The 17,846-nt window shown below is 44.4% G+C and carries 21 protein-coding genes; 6 read left to right on the top strand and 15 right to left on the bottom strand.

The features are described 5' to 3' along the window. Positions 1-186: 186 nt before the first annotated feature. The 3 genes from GGC63_RS18420 to GGC63_RS18410 all read right to left on the bottom strand — a co-directional run bounded on the left by GGC63_RS18420 (position 187) and on the right by GGC63_RS18410 (position 3,000). A complete protein-coding gene (locus GGC63_RS18420) occupies positions 187-642 on the bottom strand; it encodes an RrF2 family transcriptional regulator (protein ID WP_192703544.1) in 456 nt (151 codons plus the stop codon). A 231-nt stretch (positions 643-873) separates the two neighbouring features. Next, complete coding sequence (locus tag GGC63_RS18415; protein ID WP_192703543.1) at positions 874-2,286, bottom strand: sensor histidine kinase; 1,413 nt, start codon at positions 2,284-2,286, stop codon at positions 874-876. After that, positions 2,287-3,000, bottom strand: coding sequence for a response regulator transcription factor (locus GGC63_RS18410; protein ID WP_192703542.1), 714 nt, complete (start codon positions 2,998-3,000; stop codon positions 2,287-2,289). 168 nt (positions 3,001-3,168) lie between these two features. On the opposite strand from GGC63_RS18410, the gene GGC63_RS18405 reads away from it, so the two are divergent. Genes GGC63_RS18405 through GGC63_RS18390 form a run of 4 tightly spaced genes read left to right on the top strand, consistent with a single transcriptional unit; the run spans position 3,169 to position 5,963 of the window. Beyond that, complete coding sequence (locus GGC63_RS18405) at positions 3,169-4,086, top strand: ABC transporter ATP-binding protein (protein ID WP_192703541.1); 918 nt, start codon at positions 3,169-3,171, stop codon at positions 4,084-4,086. Further along, positions 4,083-4,835 carry an ABC transporter permease gene (locus tag GGC63_RS18400; RefSeq protein WP_192703540.1) on the top strand — a complete coding sequence of 251 codons (753 nt, stop codon included), beginning with the start codon at positions 4,083-4,085 and terminating at the stop codon, positions 4,833-4,835. The genes GGC63_RS18405 and GGC63_RS18400 overlap by 4 nt, the downstream gene beginning before the upstream one ends. A gap of 12 nt (positions 4,836-4,847) precedes the next feature. Next, positions 4,848-5,579, top strand: coding sequence for an ABC transporter permease (locus tag GGC63_RS18395; protein ID WP_192703539.1), 732 nt, complete (start codon positions 4,848-4,850; stop codon positions 5,577-5,579). Positions 5,580-5,597: 18 nt separating this feature from the next. After that, a complete protein-coding gene (locus tag GGC63_RS18390; protein WP_192703538.1) occupies positions 5,598-5,963 on the top strand; it encodes a YxeA family protein in 366 nt (121 codons plus the stop codon). Positions 5,964-6,064: 101 nt separating this feature from the next. Here the strand turns inward: GGC63_RS18390 and GGC63_RS18385 are convergent, their stop codons facing one another. From GGC63_RS18385 to GGC63_RS18370, 4 genes are all read right to left on the bottom strand, one after another. Beyond that, positions 6,065-6,508, bottom strand: coding sequence for a cell wall hydrolase (locus GGC63_RS18385; RefSeq protein ID WP_192703537.1), 444 nt, complete (start codon positions 6,506-6,508; stop codon positions 6,065-6,067). 107 nt (positions 6,509-6,615) lie between these two features. Beyond that, positions 6,616-7,233 carry an FMN-binding negative transcriptional regulator gene (locus GGC63_RS18380; protein WP_192703536.1) on the bottom strand — a complete coding sequence of 206 codons (618 nt, stop codon included), beginning with the start codon at positions 7,231-7,233 and terminating at the stop codon, positions 6,616-6,618. Positions 7,234-7,352: 119 nt separating this feature from the next. Next, complete coding sequence (locus GGC63_RS18375; protein ID WP_192703757.1) at positions 7,353-7,883, bottom strand: GNAT family N-acetyltransferase; 531 nt, start codon at positions 7,881-7,883, stop codon at positions 7,353-7,355. Between the two features lie 27 nt (positions 7,884-7,910). After that, positions 7,911-8,363: a MarR family winged helix-turn-helix transcriptional regulator gene (locus tag GGC63_RS18370; protein WP_192703535.1), complete on the bottom strand. Its 453-nt coding sequence runs from the start codon at positions 8,361-8,363 to the stop codon at positions 7,911-7,913. A 114-nt stretch (positions 8,364-8,477) separates the two neighbouring features. Between GGC63_RS18370 and GGC63_RS18365 the strand changes: the two genes are divergently transcribed. Then, complete coding sequence (locus GGC63_RS18365) at positions 8,478-9,101, top strand: YczE/YyaS/YitT family protein (protein ID WP_192703534.1); 624 nt, start codon at positions 8,478-8,480, stop codon at positions 9,099-9,101. A gap of 104 nt (positions 9,102-9,205) precedes the next feature. Here the strand turns inward: GGC63_RS18365 and GGC63_RS18360 are convergent, their stop codons facing one another. The 6 genes from GGC63_RS18360 to GGC63_RS18335 all read right to left on the bottom strand — a co-directional run bounded on the left by GGC63_RS18360 (position 9,206) and on the right by GGC63_RS18335 (position 14,097). Then, the gene (locus tag GGC63_RS18360) at positions 9,206-10,279 is read right to left on the bottom strand and encodes a phosphotransferase enzyme family protein (RefSeq protein ID WP_192703533.1); all 1,074 of its coding nucleotides are present in this window, start codon (positions 10,277-10,279) and stop codon (positions 9,206-9,208) included. A gap of 405 nt (positions 10,280-10,684) precedes the next feature. Continuing rightward, the gene (locus GGC63_RS18355) at positions 10,685-11,515 is read right to left on the bottom strand and encodes a serine/threonine-protein kinase (RefSeq protein WP_192703532.1); all 831 of its coding nucleotides are present in this window, start codon (positions 11,513-11,515) and stop codon (positions 10,685-10,687) included. Positions 11,516-11,518: 3 nt separating this feature from the next. Further along, a complete protein-coding gene (locus GGC63_RS35390) occupies positions 11,519-11,737 on the bottom strand; it encodes a GNAT family N-acetyltransferase (RefSeq protein WP_192703531.1) in 219 nt (72 codons plus the stop codon). A 116-nt stretch (positions 11,738-11,853) separates the two neighbouring features. After that, on the bottom strand, positions 11,854-13,140 hold the full coding sequence (locus tag GGC63_RS18345; protein ID WP_192703530.1) for a hypothetical protein: 1,287 nt from the start codon (positions 13,138-13,140) through the stop codon (positions 11,854-11,856). Between the two features lie 62 nt (positions 13,141-13,202). Further along, complete coding sequence (locus GGC63_RS18340) at positions 13,203-13,496, bottom strand: hypothetical protein (protein ID WP_192703529.1); 294 nt, start codon at positions 13,494-13,496, stop codon at positions 13,203-13,205. A 307-nt stretch (positions 13,497-13,803) separates the two neighbouring features. Next, complete coding sequence (locus GGC63_RS18335) at positions 13,804-14,097, bottom strand: hypothetical protein (RefSeq protein WP_192703528.1); 294 nt, start codon at positions 14,095-14,097, stop codon at positions 13,804-13,806. Between the two features lie 313 nt (positions 14,098-14,410). Between GGC63_RS18335 and GGC63_RS18330 the strand changes: the two genes are divergently transcribed. Further along, complete coding sequence (locus GGC63_RS18330; protein WP_192703527.1) at positions 14,411-14,860, top strand: hypothetical protein; 450 nt, start codon at positions 14,411-14,413, stop codon at positions 14,858-14,860. Between the two features lie 519 nt (positions 14,861-15,379). Here GGC63_RS18330 and GGC63_RS18325 read toward each other — a convergent pair. Together GGC63_RS18325 and GGC63_RS18320 are read right to left on the bottom strand one after the other, a co-directional pair. Next, complete coding sequence (locus GGC63_RS18325; RefSeq protein ID WP_192703526.1) at positions 15,380-16,270, bottom strand: ROK family protein; 891 nt, start codon at positions 16,268-16,270, stop codon at positions 15,380-15,382. Positions 16,271-16,290: 20 nt separating this feature from the next. Next, positions 16,291-17,772: a glycoside hydrolase family 32 protein gene (locus tag GGC63_RS18320; protein ID WP_192703525.1), complete on the bottom strand. Its 1,482-nt coding sequence runs from the start codon at positions 17,770-17,772 to the stop codon at positions 16,291-16,293. Between the last annotated feature and the right edge of the window lie 74 nt (positions 17,773-17,846).

Raw genomic sequence — 17,846 nt, 5'->3', positions numbered from 1 at the left:
GCAGCAAAAAAACAATGACCTGAGCTGCTGGAAGAATGAGTGCATAAATTCATATTAGGAAACTGTGTGGAATAAAGCACAGTATATCCCAAAAAAATATGCCGCATGCTTCCGCGTTAAACTGTTGATTATATTGCACAGTATAGACTCTGTGCTGGCCGTTGTCAACTGTCTTATTGCCTAGGCTCATGTTAAGTTTTTCGTTTCCAATTGATTGGCAATATCCGCTATCGTGTACTTGCTCAAAACTCCGCGCATGCTTTCATCCATTTCATTAGTGATTTCCTCAAGCACGGATTTCATGCTGCAGCCAAAAGGATGCGTGCCCGCTGTTTCAGTAATACCAAAGCACAGCTTGCTGCCTGTACGAAATACATCATAGATATCTACCAAACGAATGGACTCCGGTGGTTTCTGTAAGTGATAACCGCCGGCGCGACCCTCCCTGGTTCCGATAAACCCTTCCTTGGCAAGAACGGCAAGAATACGGCGCAGCAAAGAAGGCTCAGATTGAAGGTATTTGGCAAGCTCGATGCTCGGGCAAGCTGTATTAACGTTCTCCTTAGACATAATGATAAGTGCTTGAACAGCGAGGCCGAACCATTTCGGGTGCTGCGACGTAGTACAATATTCCGGCTTCACCTTAGGCTCCCCCCTCATATCTCATATTATTTATAGCTATGAATCATTGTACCGAATTCCCGGACATCCCGCAATTACCAATCCTTAAACCTGCGTCATCTAAGCAATCCCTTAAGAGGAGCTTGGCAAAAATAGCATGGGATCGTTACCAAATGGCTGACCAACGTTTGGCTGCCGATTGGCGCCGGCAGCCGCGTCGTAGGTTGAACCTGTTTCTTGCTGCTTCCAGTCTTACAGCGGATCCGCTTGTGCCCCATGAACAGAGTGTACAGGAAATTCCATCAATACGGTTAAACCTCTTTGTTCCGCTTCACTTTCAAGAATAAGACGGCCTGAATGTGCTTGCACTATCCTCGCCACCATGGGAAGTCCCAGACCATGGCCTTGTTGAACAGATCTCTTTCTTTTTAACGAATAGGGCAACTCCGTAATAACCCCCAACTGCTCCTGGGGAATTCCCGCTCCATTATCTTTTACGATAAAACGATACTTGGAGCCGTCCCTGGACAAAGAGGTTTCCAGCTTGATCCGGCAGCCCTGCGGATTATGCCGCACACTATTATGGACAAGATTGCTGATGGCCCGCAGCAGTAATCTTTCATCCCCATGGACTTGAACCACTTCGTCCGCCAGCAGTAATTCAATTTCATATCGTTCTTCCAAGCCATTATTCAAAAAATCTGCGACAACTTGTCTTGCCAGCACAGATAAGCGGATGTTTTTCAAATGCAAAGGCTGCATTTCATACTCAAGCATAGAGACCAGGTTCAGGTCGCTTACAAGCGAGCGCAGCTTCTCCCCCTGACGCCGGATGATCCCGGCATGATGCCTCTGCTCCTCCGGCAAATCCCGATTATCCTCCATTTCACTTGCATAGCCTAGAACCATCGAGAGCGGGGTCCGGATATCATGGGAAATACCGGCGATCCAGTTGGAGCGCGCCTCATCCCGTGCCTTCAACGCCGCTGTTTTTTTCTGAACAATATCTGACGCGGAATTCATACTGCGGGCTAAATCACCGAATATCCCTTTGGTATCCAAGCGGACCTCTTGTTCCTCAGCAAGACGATGAACCCCTGCAACAAGGGGGCGAATCCTTCTTATTAGAAGTGTTCCCATAACGATAGATACAAGCAAAGCCACCGCTGCATTAAGAAGGAGCAGCCACAAAATCCGAATAGGCAGTGACCTTACCCAGTCGGAAACAAAATTCAATTGATACTTTCCATAGCTGCTCTTAGGATAACCCACCACAACGAGACCATCCTTATGCTCCCAAAGGTAAACAGGATAATCCATAAGATAATACCGTGAGAACTTGGCTACATCGACCAGGTTGTAGGCTTGCGGTACATCATCGGGCAAATAAGCATTCCATTTTACTTGGCCATCATTACCGAGCAGCATGGCCCACGCCTTATGATGCTGAAGAAAATCGGCAGCATGATCTCCCAAGGTATAGCTGCCCTCCTGCAGCTCCAGGCTTTCGGCCACTTCCTTAACTACATCCTCTGGAGCCGGCCGCTGGCTAATTTCCCTGAAGATCAACACGCTTAGCAGTATGAAATTGAAGATGAGGAGGAATATCGAGAGGATGATGGTCGAAGCGACATACCGGCGCAACACGCGAATAATACCGTCCACTTAGGTGTTCTCCTTCGCCAACAGCTTATATCCCAGTCCTCTGACAGTAAGCAGATAGATGGGATTGGATGGATCCTTCTCGATTTTTTCGCGTAACCGCCTGATATGAACCATCAATGTATTTTCGTAGCCGTAGCTGTCATCTCCCCAGACGGCTTGACATAAGGCATCACTCGTGACGATTCGGTTCCGGCTCTCATACAGCTTCAGAAGGATGGCATGCTCCTTGGCTGTCAATGGCAATTCTTCTTGCTCTCTCTGCACGATCGCGCTATCCATATGAATGACCCTATCTCCTAATCGAAAGCTGCAAAGACGCTCCGTCACAGGGGAGGAATACACCCGCTTCAATATCGCCGTCAAACGCAGCACCAGCTCGCGCGGCAGAAACGGCTTCACCATGTAGTCATCCGCCCCCAAGCCCAGTCCAAGCAAACGGTCCTCATCCTCCCCCCGGGCGGAAAGAAAAAGGACGGGCATTTCCGAGAACTGTCTAATGGAGGACAAAAGGGAAAAGCCATCTCCATCGGGCAGCATGACATCAAGAATCGCTATATCCGGCTTGTCCGTTTGGCAGCTCGCCAGAGCCGATGCGCTGTCAGCGGCCAGATAAATGCGAAAAAAGCCCTCTTTTCTTAAAAACCGTTCCATCATCATTCTGATTTCCGGTTCATCGTCAACGATTAATATTTTTTTGTCTTTGACATTCTCCATTCTCCGTCACCCGACTTTCATTATACCTGAACCGAAGGGTGATCTGTTTGTTTTCCGAATCGATTTAAGGTTGACGTAAGGTTCTCTTTAGATTGCAGAAAGGCGGACCGATTACAGTGAATACCGAAGAAAAGTACACCAAAGACGGGAATGGAGCTGAGCTTTCGTATGAGTGATTCGGCCATTGTGCAAACGCACAGCTTGACCAAAACCTATGGGCGGATGAACCGCGTAAATAAGGTTGATCTTCATGTTGAGGAAGGAGAAATCTACGGGTTTCTCGGGCCCAATGGAGCCGGGAAGACAACCACACTAAAGATGCTTCTCGGACTTATCAAGCCGTCGGAGGGGAACATCCACATTTTCGGAAAAAGCCTGAACAGGCACCGTTCCTACATTCTCGAGCGTACCGGCTCGCTGATCGAGTCGCCCTCTTACTATGGACATCTGACAGGTCTTGAAAATATGAGGGTCATGCAGCGTCTGCGGAACGTATCGGATCGAAACGTAGATGAGGCGCTTCGTATCGTACGGTTGGACAACCATAAAGACAAGAAAGCGGAGCAATATTCGCTTGGAATGAAACAGCGGCTTGGAATCGCAATGGCCCTGCTTGCCTTCCCCAAGCTGCTGATCCTGGATGAGCCGACGAACGGTCTTGACCCTGCTGGCATCGGTGAAATCCGGGAGCTCATCAAATCACTGCCCGCACGCTATGGGATGACGATATTGCTCTCCAGCCACCTGCTCTCGGAAATCGAACAGATCGCAACCTCCGTAGGCATTATCAGTGAAGGAAGTCTGTTATTTCAGGGCAAAATGGCAAGTCTGCAGGAACAAGGAAGGCCCGCTATCCTGCTAAAAACCGGGAACAACAGCAAAGCCGAAAGGCTTCTTCTCGCCCAAGGTCATAGCCCGCTCCACAGCGGCAGTCAGCTCGAGCTGGGTTATCTCGGAGACACAGACGTGGCGGATATCAACAGATTGCTTGTTTCACACGACATTCCGGTCATCCGGATCGAGGAACGAAAAAAAAGTCTGGAGGATATTTTCCTTGAGCTGACGGGAAAGGAGCGCAGCTTGTGATCAAAGCAGTAGGACTGGAATACTTCAAAATCCGCCGCAAAAAGATTGGGGTCATGATTATACTTTTTCTTGCCGCAGAGCTGCTGTGGGTCCTTATGGCTACCAGCGTGTCTATAGCCCGTAATCGGGAGCATGCTGTATGGGAATCTGTCTTTTTTAGCATCTCGTCCATGAATGGCCTTTTTATGCCGATAATCTCGGCTATTGTTGCTTCCCGGATTTGTGATATGGAGCATAAAGGAGGCACTTGGACAATGCTTGCGGCCGCCAATGTGAGCCGTGGACATCTCTATGCAGCGAAGTATGTTTGCGCCAATAGTTTGCTCCTGTACGGCATCCTTGCGCAGACCGTATTCATACTTGTGTTCGGTTTGATTAAGGGTTTTCCCGGCGGCATTCCTATCGACCTGCTTATCCGGTTCGTTGGGGGGACTATGCTGGCCACTCTTGCCGTTACGGCTCTTCAACAGTGGATTTCTTGGGTTGTGAGAAACCAGACCTTCGCGCTTTGCCTTGGAATGCTAGGAGGCTTCATCGGAATGACTGCCGGGCTGTTCCCTGCCGCTGCCAGACATTGGTTTATCTGGTCTTATTATTTGGATCTGAGCCCGGTTACTTACCGGTACGCCGAAGCTTCGGGCACCTATATGGAACAGCCTTTGGGTATAGGGCTCGCGTTGGCGGCACTGCTCATGGCCATTCTGTTCTATATCGCCGGAAACACTCATGCTAACCGGCAGGAATACTGAGGAGGAACACAAATGATACGAAGCATTTCCGCCGAGTGGCTCAAGCTGCGGCATTCCAGGATGAGTCTTATACTCGCTCTTCTCCCTATCCTAAGCCTGCTGATTGGATGTGCAAATTACTATTTGAACCGGGATGTCCTGAACAATGGGTGGTACAGCCTGTGGACTCAGGTCAGCCTGTTTTACGCAGAATTTTTCCTGCCCGTCCTGATTGCTATCTGCTGTTCTTATGTATGCAGGCTGGAGCATCTGAACCGGAATTGGAATCTGGTACTGACCTCTCCGGTATCCGTCGCAAGCGTGTATCTTGCCAAATGGATTACCGTTAGCCTATTCATCTTATTCGCGCAAGCGTTGTTCTTAGGTCTGTACTGGCTTGCAAGTACTCTGCTTTCCTTGCCCGGGTCACTGCCTGTAGAGACTATAGGGTGGACGATGCGGGGTTGGTATGCTTCCCTCTCCATCATCGCATTGCAATTGGGTCTTTCACTGCAGATCCGCAGCTTCGCTACGCCTATCGGAATAAGTCTGTGCGCGGCATTAATCGGTCTTGGCCTGTATGTTGCGAAGCTGGGCATAGGTTACCCGTTCTCCCTGCTTACCATCGGCATGAGCGTGTTGAGCCAAGATAAGCTGACCGGCATACAAAACACCTTGTTTTGGTTAATGACCTTGGCCTACATTCTTGTTTTTGCGTCATGGTCTATTCGCCGGATGAAGAACAAGGATATGGTTACATCCTGATTACGGAGGAATATTAGAATGAAAAAACTATTACTGGCGCTGGGAATTATGCTCTTGATTGTCGTATCTTTATGGATGTTTTTCTTTACTCCCGACAAATTGACACCTGAAAACCCAGCTGGCAAAACCATTTATTATACGATGCTATCGGGTCCCGGCGTACAAAATATGAACGGACGTTATGAGTATAAGCTGACAGTATACACAGAGAAAGGAAAAGGAAAGGAGATGGAGTTCTCGGCTGGAAAGCAGCTGAGAAACGAAGCTTATGTTCGGTTATATCACACTTTATTACGGGGCGTCACATACTGGGAAGAGGTGACCTTCGAGGAGCTGCCGGAGGCGGTTCAACAAAAGTATCGAAATATTCAAGCTGCCCACTAACCAAAAGCGGATGCCAGTGTATATGGCATCCGCTTCCTTGTGCTCTACTGTAGCTGCGCTCGATATGGAGGGCAATTGCTGCAGCTTGTTAAACTTTATAACTAATACGTATTATAAATATTTTCGCATTCTTCCCCAGTAGGTTCGAAAAAGCAGTGCAGCCTGTATCTGCCTACAAGCGGCTGATTATACCATGTATCCGGACATGGCTCGGGAGCTTCCGCTGTTCCCGGACGAAAATACCAGAGGGAGAATTTAGCCGGCCAAAACCGCTCCCCATTCACAGCCCGCCGCGCGAGACGGCGCTCCTGCTCTCTTGCGCTTTGATAATACATTCCATGAAGCAGCGCCTCAAACGCATGCGGCTGGTTAATCATCTGAGGAATAGTCCGGATTCCTTTAAAATCAGAGCAATTCGCCCTTATTCGGTTAACGCCAACATTTCCGACAAGAAGCATGCCCATTTCACCTTCGCCCACAGCTTCGGCTCGAAGTAACCTTGCCAACATATCAATATCTCTTTGCCTGGCTTTTACGACTGCCATCGGCTCACCTCTTCAGATTGTTCTAGACTCATCATATTGTAGGTGACACGAATGTATGACCGTTTTGCTGTCTTTTTGTTAAGGCTTGTCGGAATCCGTCATACCCCTTAGCTTAATGATCTAAGATTTTGTCTCATTAGAGAGGAAATTTGCTGCTCGTCTGTATTCGGTATCTTCTCTAGCTGTTGAATAACCAATTCCTGCCGTTGAATGGAATGATTTTGGCTTAACTTCGCTTTCCCTTCTATTCTGTCTATTTTCATTTTAAAGCCTTGCACTCCCTTACTCATACCGCTTAAAAAGTCAGGGTCTATATCCTGCAGCCTGTAGGGACTGTCAGGGGCTTCATATTTCAATACCATCTCATGCAAGGACTCCATTAACTCTTTTTCGTCCTCAATAAATTCGATCTTCCCGTACACATGAGCAGTCACATAGTTCCATGTCGGAACGGCCTTATTCGTCTCATACCAAGAGGGAGAGATATAACAATGGGGACCATGAAATACCGCTAACACATCTTGATTCCTAATGTCTCTCCATTGAGGGTTTGGACGGGCAAAATGACCGTATAGGTACTTATGATCCTTATCGAGAATCAGCGGCAAATGAGTGGCGTAGGGTGTTCCTTCATGTTGAGAAAATAAAGTTGCAAAACTATTTTCCCTCATCATCTTGTAGGCAATGGAATGATCCGTGATTTTGAATTGCTCCGGTATATACATATGGTTTTCTCCCTTCATACATCTAATGTATAAATGTTTTTAAAAAGATAAACCAACAATAAGCAAAATAGTGGACTAGCTGAAGATCCATTATTCATAATTTTGAATGTACCAATTCCTCAATGCTCTTCAAAATCCAGTGTTCTGGTCAAAATAAAATCAATCTGTTCTTCATCGCCCATATAAAATGAGTGAGCTCCAGTTTGAACAAAACCCATTTTGTTATAAAAATCAATGGCATTCTCGTTCTTTTCCCAAACTCCCAGCCAGATTCTCTTTTTTTTGTGTCCTCTGGCTATTTCCATTGCTTGGTTTATTAAATATTTTCCAAGCCCTTTTCTTTGAAATGATTGTCTTATATAAATCCTTTCCACTTCGAGCGACTCATCACCCATTGGCTCGGATTGGGCATCATTCATATTCACTTTTAAGTACCCAGCAAGCACTTCATCGAAAAAGACGAAATAAAATTCCGAATAGATATTGGACAATTCCTTTTCCAACTGGGTAGTGTTAAATGCTTTTTCCAAATAGGCGTTCATATTTTCAGGCGAATTCTGATCTTTAAATGTGTCGTTGAAGGTTTCGATACTTACTTCTTGGAGTGTTTGTAGATCTTCACGGCCGCATTTTTTTATGGTTACAGTCATTTTCATTGACAGCTCCTTTTTACAGAATCAATAATTTCTCTTGTTTCCCTTTTTCACGAATTCCCAATCTATTTCTATATTTTTTCTAACTCTTTGAAGAAGGTGATAAATGGTTTCTGCTTCTTTCTCGGAAAATCCCGCTAATGCGACACTATTCGAATGATCATGCTCTCTTTTGATAAAAGGATATACCTCGTTCCCTTTATCTGTTGGGAAGAGCTTTTTTATTTTTTTGTTATGTTCATCCTCTTTCTTTTCGATAAAGCCATTCAATTCAAGCTTTTGTATGGCACGTGCCGCGGTTGTCCGGTCAACTTTGATCATCTCCGCTAATTTTTCTTGAATGATTCCCGGGTTTTCACATATTCGGACAAGGTACAAATACTGGCCTTTTGTAAGGTCATATTCTTTAAATTCTATATTGCTGATTGAATCTAATGCCCTTGCAATCATTCCTATTTCACGCAGGATTTCCTTCATAATGATCTCCTTAGAACAATTTTTGTTGCAAATGCAATAAAAACGATATATAGTAAATTTAACTTAAATTTGTTGTATTTGCAACATAAATAAACCTAAAAGAGGTCGAGGAAAGTGAAATATGTTTTTTATGTCGTAGGAATATTAATATTGACCCTTGGTATTTCTTTCACTATACAATCGGATCTTGGAACTTCACCTTTTGATGCGCTTTTGGTGGGGTTATCCATAAATGTGGGGCTTACGGTGGGGAGCTGGGAAATCATAACTGCTTTGATACTGATATGCTGTAATTCGCTGTTAAAAAGACAAAGACCGGAAGTTTTGGGGATGCTGACAGCATTGATAACGGGGGTTGGCATTGATATGTGGCTTTTTTTATTGCACGATGTAATAGCTCCTGAACAATGGCACAGCAAAATCCTTTGCTTCGGCATCGGTTTAGTTGTTATAGGCTTAGGAACCTCCACCTATTTACACACTAATTTTGCTCCGATTCCCATTGACCGATTAACATTAATAATACAAGAACTTACTAGAACTAATTTGTTTTTTTCTAGAACCTTCATTTACGCCGTATTCTTGATCATGGCAATGATTTTCCATGGACCCATTGGTATTGGTACTTTACTAACCGTTTGCTTAGGGGGGCTACTGCTTAATTACTTTATGCCATTGACTAAAAAAATATTAGACCGCATAGTAATGCGCTCTAGTACGCTGCCCGATTATGACTAAGCTCGCAACCGTTCAACGGATTGATCAACGGCTTGTACATCTTGCCCGATAATTGTATGGGGAATGCTAGGTTAATCCAGTTCAGGGCATCCCCAACAAAACGATCAAATATCTCGTTTCTCATTCTCGAAGGGTTCTTCACACGAATACATTTCATGGAAAAATCCTACATACGGGACATCGTCTTCCAGGCATTTTATGCAATAGGACAGCTCCTCATCACACGTCAGCTCTTCACCGTTGTTCCGCATACCCTCGAATGCATCTACAATATGTTCCATGATGGCCACCTGGATAAATAAAGGCAATTGATCCAACATTGAGTCTTCGATCTGGGTCTTGGATCTGTACCCCTCGAGGGCTGTTTTAAAGTAATCATCCATAAAATTCTTTCGTTTATCGGCGTCTGGCTCAGATTGTATCCAGCCCATGCCGCTCCTCCAAAGATCTGCCAGATCATACATATACCAACCGTAGCAAGCATTATCGAAATCATATACAGTGATTTGCCCAGTAGCAAAATCTATCATATAATTCCCATCATTGTAATCATAATGGATCATACCGAAAGATTCCGGGCTCCTGTCCAGCCCTTCCAAGGTTTTAAGGAGCTCTGCCAGCTTCTCCTTAAGCAGAGATAAGGAGCCGGGGATTAGTTTATCGATATACTCGACATTGTACTTATCAAAAAAACTATACCTGCGATGCACGGGAGTGTACCCTTTCGACAATTGGTGCAGCTTCCCCAGGACCTTACCGCAGTTATAATAATATTCGGTAATAGGGACTCCTTCCCGGTACCGATAATGATTTTCCACTAACCTTTTTCCCTTAGCCTTTTCGAACAGGCAGACAAAAAAGGTGTGATTATTATGGGTTATCTCTTCCAGCAGATTCCCTTTTCGGGAGCTGACTACATTCGAGACACTACCGCCATGCTCGAATAAATACCGGATATATTCCATTTCGCCCAGCAATTCTTCCCGGCTCCTGTCATTCAAGTAGGCGATTCTAATAATTTTGCCATCAGCGCCCTCTTTCTCGCAGCGATAAACGAGATTCCGTCCTCCGGCATGTGCCTTCACCGGCCTGATTTCATAGCCCTCCAACCCGTACAGCTCCGATATGAATGGAAGTAAATATGCATCGCATATTTTAACAGCCTCGTTATGAGTCATCCTATCTCCTTTCGGTGCTATCTGTAGTTAGTTTTTCACTTTCTATTTTACCGAGGGGTTCCCATTCATTTCCAAGGAAACTTTCTATATAACCAAAGTAGCAGCAGCAAAAATAAAAAATCAATCCTGCTCATTGTACTTGGCGAAGGATTGATTCCAACTTTATCCCGAAAGAAGGGAAATGATGATTATAAGTTTGCAAAATTTGCACGACCTGATCTTCAAAATTAGAATCCTCAATCGCATCCCGTTTAAGTTTATTAAGATATCATGATCGCTCGCATAACGCCAATCCACTCAGCTGCCTCTCGCTTGTACCAAACTAACGTAAACGTTAGCGTAATGAATTACCGTAATACGGTTTGCCGCGCTGTCTATAATGGCATTCTTTTTAATCTCGCTTAATCAACTATTACCGGTTATAGCGTTATTCCACGCCTCGAAGTATTCATCGATCGATTGATAGCGATCATCTTTTTGAGTACTAACAGCTTTCAATGCAATCGTGAATAATTTTTCATTTGCTTGCCACTCATCAAAGCTTCTTTCTTTTCCGCCACCAAACAACTGGAAGGCTGTTGCCCCCATTTGGAATACATTTGACCTTTCATCTATCTCTTCACCTAGTTGAAACTCCTCTGGAGACATGTAGCGACTTGACCCCCACATACGCCCCATTGTATTTATCACTGGTCTTTTTGCGTAAAATTCTATATCACAAATTCTGGTCTCTTCTGATATAAAATCATACATGATGCAACCGTCGTAAAAATCTAAAGCAATGTATCCTCTTTTGTTTACATGAATATGAAATAATAATATTTCATTATAAACACTGAATTTCTTTTCTAATGGCAGGGCCAAGAATTTCTCAAACGAATTATATTGCTTCCCCATACAATCTCCGTCAAACCACTCAAATACCGTTAGGTAACCATTTTTGATCTCCTTGTGATCGATTATTTCGATGAGGCTGGGGTGACTTAGATCTTGGTAGACAGAAACGGTTGATTTAAGCCGAGTAATAGCTATGTCCGTACTTACACTGCTTAATGCGGTAGCTGCGCCTGCCACCTTTACGAAAAGCTTCTTGTTATCATTTAGGATACCAAAACTTAAATATCCAGAATCTTGCCTGTCGAAAACAGCAAAGACTTTGCCGTACTCAGATAAAAATTTAAAATCAAATTCTTCTTTCAACTCAAATGTGACCCCATCGATAATTTTAGTTATCATATACTACCTCCCATAAGAATACCAATCCCTTACCATTCCAGCTCTTATCATTACTTTTTCTGAAAGACTGTTCTCAGCATTAGAGTAGGCTACTTTTCGATGAGCATTAAGATTGTTAAATGCAGATTGAATTAGTAACCCTACTACTTCGGTTGCATAACCTTTTTTACAATAATCCGAGTGTAATGCCCAACCGATTTCCCATTCACGAATCTCTTCCAAATATAAATTAACCGGGTCTTAGGCGTTTGCGCCTTAGAGCCGGTCAGTCGCTTGGAGTTCCGGGCCGGACGAGCTGAGGGATCCGAAAATACTCTTTTTCTTTAATAGCAGCATTGTTATCTTAGATTAGAATAAGGAGCTAAATCTATCTTCTTACCTAGCTTATTCTCCGCTGCTTCCTGAATCTCAGCCAGCATCCAAGAACATCCATGTGAATTATAAATTTGATTGTTAGAATTCATCACGTCCAACAATGCCTTAAATTGTTCTTCATCGAAGTTTTCTAATTCCCTATGAACATGATCAAATCGCGAATGCGCCTCTGAGAAACTTTCGGTTTTTAAGAAGTATGTAATGAGCAAATCTAAATAGTCATCTAACTTATTAACCTGCTTTGCAAGATCACCGAATCTAATTAAGTCAAGACGGTTAAAACTGCGAGCACTTAAGTTTTGTTTTATAGTAGTAAAATGATCCTCTGGGCTCCCACTAAGGAACCATGAACGAGCATAACGTGCTAATTTCCCCCTGCTAATCACCACCTCCATCAGTTTCTGCATATCTTCATCAAGAAGGGAGAATAGCCGTGGAGATTGATTGAATAAATTAATGATCTTATTTAGTTGCCCGTTATCCATTGAAACCTGGCTATAGTACGCCGGTTCTTCCGTCAAACACTTAATAACTAATTCGGGGAAAGTTCTAGTAATTAACTCAACTGTCTGGGCGTTTGCATCCCTATTGTTCGTACAATCCTCGTCTTCTAATTTATATGTGAATTTCCAAAGCTTTTTAAATAAGCTTTCCACGGCTTTCGGATTAAGGTCGCCTAAGTAACGTTTCATAAACATTCGATCAAACTCGGATTCTTCATCAACACGGTTCCACAACTCTGGCAGTTTGCTAATAATTTGATCAACCAACTTGGCAGTATGGGCAGAAGACTTCGTAAGCACCCCTTCAAGCATGTTGCGGATATGCGCGCGAACAGTCTCTTTATTCGGTGTGAACAGCACGTTTTCTTCTGTATCAAGAATATTGGGGTGTGCTGATAAGTTACGATGTTCCTTTAGAGATTCAATATTCGCTTTGTCCGATAATTCTAGGAGCTTGGTCTCGTTAAAAACCTTGTTCACCAGCATCATTTCCCACTTAGAGGAGTTTACGTCTTTCCTCTTTTCAGCCTCTACATCATTCAATATTTTTGCAGCGCCGGGATCATCCTCGCGCTCCACCTGGTCCTTTAGTTTAAACACAAGATCCGAAATAACGACAGCATAGAGGGATAGAACCGCTGATCGGTAATTTCCAATCGCATATGAACTCATAACCTCACGGAAATATTCCTTTGTTTTAGGGTGCCTAATACGTTCGGCTGCCAGGTCTAATGAATAATCATACATGGCTAAAAACTCCTTCTTCTGAAGTTATTTAAAATCCATTTTTATAGGCCAATGGTCTTTTCTTATAATTTGTCTTTGGACATTTCATCAAAAGCTTGATTCACTAAATGATGCGCGGCGGCAAGCCATAAATACCTCGCAACTAAAAAAGAAAATACAACAAGCAGGACAACTAAGATTTTTACATATTGCCCGTAATGACCACTCACTATATTAAAAATCGTTTTTACATTTGAACCTACATCCTGCTCTAATCTTCTGGAGAGATAATCAGCACTTTCTATTGCACTTAAACCGGCCGCTTCCATACGTTTTGAGTCTATCACATTATTTGCACTACGTACCCAATCATCCATTTTTAAAACTTGTCCTATGTAAAAAACGAGTGGCGCGGATAATATACCTACACAAAAGGTCATGAAAGTGAAGAAGAGATTTATTAGCTTCCATTGTTCAAACTGAGCATCAATTCCTGCCTTAATCGATCGGAGCTCTTTTATTGTATGATCTCTTACCAATCGATGTTTTACATTGTGAACGTCACTTAATGAGATTGGACCTAAACCAAAAAAATAACCGCTACACTTATACTTTTTCCGGATATAGCTACTCGCGCTATCATACTTTTTAAAAATAATCTCACCTACTTATCCATTAATATCTTTAGCCTGCCTTGTTATGTTCAAAAGCCTTCTTAACCATTTGATGAAACTCATCTTTAGGCTTTTGCTTCAAGACTGCAGAAATATCATTGCTCGTATATTTTCGACCATCGATTCGCCAGCCAGCTTCATTTAATTTATTTGCTACAACGGTAACACTGCCCTCTATTGCATACTCATGAATAATTCTCTCTTCTGCCGTCTGCGGAGAGTAGGATTCAATCATCTCAATTTCTTTTTTCAATATTTCAAAATACTCTTTCCTCTTTGCCAAATTCAGCTGCTTTATTTTCATCTACTCTCAGCCCCTAAAATAGAGATTTATTTTTCCTTGACATCCATGCATCAGCCGTTACCTAAGTGCAGCAGCCCGTTCTTCTCGCTGAATTGTACCATGTCCTTTTGGAAAAATATACACATATCGGGTCGATTTGGTAGTTGTAGTATTTGTCGCACTATATCTATATATTGTGAACAATGACCGATAATCGTTATTGCCAGTCAATATATTGTGTTTTAATAATTGTATACCCTGGTAAATGATAGTATAATAGACATATTAGCAGTCGTTCGTATCGAGTGCTAATATTACATAACAAGGTAGGTGTATGATTATTCTTAATTCCAACCGCTCTACAGAACTGAATCCTTTGTTTAGACCACCACTCCTAACAACCCTCAGAAGACGAACTCCTACAGCACAGAGCGAGCATGATTCTGTTGTTAAGGAAATTGCTTTATTAAATCATAATAACGGTAAGTACGTTCTTGCAGATCATATTCAATGGGTACATGGAAAACCGAATAAAATCGGAGATATTATTCCGGATATTGCAATTTACGATAATACTGGGATAACCCATGTTGAAGTAGAAACAATGGACAGTTTGATGCTGGGACATTCTATCTCCCAATATCAGAAAATGAATCGGGTTAAGAACTCAATCGTTGTACTTGTAGTTCCTACGCAGTACGATAAAAACCGCCTTTACAAACTTGTTCATGATTTCGAAAACTTATATTTCAGCAATATTAGATTGTCATTGAAATACCTTTAGGCGCAATGATTACTTGTGCTTCCATGAGCAAACCTTAACGGATCCTTTGGACACAATAAATTGAATATACCATTTATTGGATTTAACTACTACGTTATCCTGTCATTCCCTCGGTTGTACAGCCATTGAAATTAGGGCATGCGTGAATAGAAGAAACGTCCTTGAACTTTTTCTACTGCGCGCTCCTCCACAAGATTGCCCTACCCAGTATACCCAGTAGTAGTTGGGCTAGGGATTGTAAGTGCCTTTTGGGCTTTGCTTCTACACAAGCTAAACCAAGCCAGGTTCACCAACAATCCTTGACGATCCAGTTCAGCTTACAATTCTCTCTAAAAAAAATCAAAAGAAGTCATAGCCACTTTCATGGTTATGACTTCTAACTTCGCTGCTTCTTATACATCCTGATTCCCTTGCTCTTCGACCTCGCTGATCTGTCGGTAACCTCCTTTCCGCATAACTAGGATCAAAAAAGAAGAAGGCAGCCGATTCCTTAACGCAACCGGCCGCCAAACCATATCTCTATTCTGAAGCTAAAGCCCGCTCCCTGGCAGCAAGTCCCAGTGCCAAAGCGCCGCATAGTCCAGCTTGCTGACCCAGTCCGGGCGGCACGATATAATCATCGATGTGCTCCAGGATGGCGCTTGAATTTATATAACCATTCAGATTCACTTGCACAGCCTTCCGAATAAGAGGGAACAATTGGGATTGCTGCATCACACCTCCGCCGAGAATGATTCGCTGAGGAGAGTTAAATAAGATCGCACTTGTGATACTCTGCGCAATATAGAACGCCTCGATCTCCCATGCGATATGATCTATAGGTAGCTCGTGCCCTTTTACCCCCCACCTTGCTTCAATCGCAGGACCTGCTGCCATGCCTTCCAGGCAATCCCCATGATAGGGACATCCGCCTGCGAAAGGATCGTCAGGATGGCGTCTCATCAGAATATGCCCTCCTTCCGGATGAACAAGGCCATGAATCAGGCGGCCTTCTGCATAGACGCCGACGCCAACACCGGTGCCGATGGTGTAATATATGCAGCTGGACAGCCCTTGGGCAGCGCCCCACGTCACCTCGCCGAGTGCCGCTGCGTTGACGTCCGTATCCCAACCGAATGGAACCCGGAAGGCTTCTCTAAGAGTGCCCAGCATATCGAAGTTGCTCCACCCCGGCTTAGGCGTTGTGGTCACGTAACCATACGTTGTGCTATCTGGGCGTAAATCGATCGGCCCGAACGACCCGATGCCGATGGCTTCAACCTTCGTGTCTTGAAAATATTGAATTACTTTCGGCAGCGTCTGTTCCGGACGTTCGGTCGGGAAGCTAATCTGATCTTCGATTTCCCCTTGCGAATTCCCGATCCCGCATACGAACTTCGTTCCTCCGGCTTCAATTGCACCTATCCGCATATCATGACTCCTCTCGATGACTATTTCTTGGCTTGTTCCGCAGAAGGCTTAACCTCATAGATATCCAGGGACATCCGCAAGTTTTGATCTTCTTCTGTGAACACGGCAAGTCCGGTACATTCCGGTCCAGGGAAGATCAGATCCGTAATGACGGCCTGGCCGCCTTGACCGAACACTTCTACGGAGGAACGGTCCACGTAAATGCGGAGTTCATAGAGCCCGTTTTGCACTTTCAGCTTGGCTGTATGATGTCCTAAGAAATGCTCATGGAAATCGTGCAGACCCGACGCCGTTCGATCGACATAAAGCTCCTCGGTTTCACCGTTCACTCCAATCACGGTTTCTGTATCCGCACCTACTCTTACTTTAAAGCCAGCAGACTTCCCGCGCGGGAACGCCGCCACCAGCTCATACGATTCCAAGCGAATCTCTGAAAGGCGCGTATTGATTTCATGAACCGTTTCCTCATTCATCGAAAGAACCTGTACGCGGGCGGATTCCATTTCCCTGGCAGGCTTCTGTACAAGAACGATGTCCCCGTGTCTTAATTCGAGAGAAAGCTCTCGTACGATCGTCATCGCACCGCGAAAGCCTTCAGTTGGCGTCTGGTTTGCGTACATCCAGTTGCTCATCCAACCGATAAATAGCCGTCTTCCATCTTCTGCAGGCACATCGGACCAGGATACGCCCGCATAATTATCTCTGCCAAGATCCAACCAACGAACTCGCCTAGAAGCTTCATCCGGCGTGAACACTTCCCCATCGAAGTCACCTGTAAAATACTGCGTTCTTGAGCCTTCCACAAAAGCGGAATCCGCGCCGATGCTCACCAGCATGACCCATTTCGTGTTCGCAGGATCCCCATCGATCGCGAGCGGGAACAGGTCGGGGCACTCCCATACCCCGTCATGCGATCCGATCCCTTCGCCGAATTCGCTGGCAAAACTCCAATGGATCAAGTCAGGTGAATGATACAGACATACCGTCTGCCCACAAGCGATAATCATCACCCACCTGTTCGTTGCTTGATGCCAGAACACTTTAGGGTCGCGGAAATCAACATATGCAGCATGCTCAAGCACGGGATTCCCCTCGTATTTCGTCCAGGTTCTGCCGCGATCCGTACTGTAGGCCAGACTTTGACGCTGAATGGCTGGCTTTCCGTCCGGCATTTCCTTGTGGTGCGTAAAAATCGCGACAAGGCCTGGCTGACCTTCGAAGAACCCCGTCGTATTGTTCCAATCGACCACAGCACTGCCCGAAAAAATCATGCCATGTTCATCAGGTGCTAGCGCAATCGGCAGCTCCTCCCAGGTCACAAGATCCTTGCTAACCGCATGGCCCCAGTGCATCGGTCCCCAGGTCATTCCGCTCGGATGGTGCTGGTAGAACAAATGATATTCTCCTTCGAAATACACCATCCCGTTCGGATCGTTCATCCATTTTTCCTTCGGTGAAAAATGATATACGCCTCGATAATTTTGCTTCGTCATCGTAGTCATGTTTGTTTTCTCCTCTACTCTTAATGAGGTCTTGAATTTGAACTCAAGGTCCTTCTCTCTGTATGGATCGATCA

The sequence above is a fragment of the Paenibacillus sp. OAS669 genome (genome assembly GCF_014873645.1).
In the GTDB taxonomy this organism is placed as follows: domain Bacteria; phylum Bacillota; class Bacilli; order Paenibacillales; family NBRC-103111; genus Paenibacillus_S; species Paenibacillus_S vulneris.
This window is presented reverse-complemented; position numbering and strand designations above follow the sequence as displayed.

Excerpts from the sequence above, each read along its gene's own strand:
- GGC63_RS18410 (WP_192703542.1), bottom strand. The coding sequence starts at position 3,000 with ATGGAGAATGTCAAAGACAAAAAAATATTAATCGTTGACGATGAACCG.
- GGC63_RS18405 (WP_192703541.1), top strand. The coding sequence starts at position 3,169 with ATGAGTGATTCGGCCATTGTGCAAACGCACAGCTTGACCAAAACCTAT.
- GGC63_RS18395 (WP_192703539.1), top strand. The coding sequence starts at position 4,848 with ATGATACGAAGCATTTCCGCCGAGTGGCTCAAGCTGCGGCATTCCAGG.
- GGC63_RS18390 (WP_192703538.1), top strand. The coding sequence starts at position 5,598 with ATGAAAAAACTATTACTGGCGCTGGGAATTATGCTCTTGATTGTCGTA.
- GGC63_RS18385 (WP_192703537.1), bottom strand. The coding sequence starts at position 6,508 with ATGGCAGTCGTAAAAGCCAGGCAAAGAGATATTGATATGTTGGCAAGG.
- GGC63_RS18380 (WP_192703536.1), bottom strand. The coding sequence starts at position 7,233 with ATGTATATACCGGAGCAATTCAAAATCACGGATCATTCCATTGCCTAC.
- GGC63_RS18375 (WP_192703757.1), bottom strand. The coding sequence starts at position 7,883 with ATGACTGTAACCATAAAAAAATGCGGCCGTGAAGATCTACAAACACTC.
- GGC63_RS18370 (WP_192703535.1), bottom strand. The coding sequence starts at position 8,363 with ATGAAGGAAATCCTGCGTGAAATAGGAATGATTGCAAGGGCATTAGAT.
- GGC63_RS18360 (WP_192703533.1), bottom strand. The coding sequence starts at position 10,279 with ATGACTCATAACGAGGCTGTTAAAATATGCGATGCATATTTACTTCCA.
- GGC63_RS18355 (WP_192703532.1), bottom strand. The coding sequence starts at position 11,515 with ATGATAACTAAAATTATCGATGGGGTCACATTTGAGTTGAAAGAAGAA.
- GGC63_RS18345 (WP_192703530.1), bottom strand. The coding sequence starts at position 13,140 with ATGTATGATTATTCATTAGACCTGGCAGCCGAACGTATTAGGCACCCT.
- GGC63_RS18340 (WP_192703529.1), bottom strand. The coding sequence starts at position 13,496 with ATGGATGATTGGGTACGTAGTGCAAATAATGTGATAGACTCAAAACGT.
- GGC63_RS18335 (WP_192703528.1), bottom strand. The coding sequence starts at position 14,097 with ATGAAAATAAAGCAGCTGAATTTGGCAAAGAGGAAAGAGTATTTTGAA.
- GGC63_RS18330 (WP_192703527.1), top strand. The coding sequence starts at position 14,411 with ATGATTATTCTTAATTCCAACCGCTCTACAGAACTGAATCCTTTGTTT.
- GGC63_RS18325 (WP_192703526.1), bottom strand. The coding sequence starts at position 16,270 with ATGCGGATAGGTGCAATTGAAGCCGGAGGAACGAAGTTCGTATGCGGG.
- GGC63_RS18320 (WP_192703525.1), bottom strand. The coding sequence starts at position 17,772 with ATGACTACGATGACGAAGCAAAATTATCGAGGCGTATATCATTTTTCA.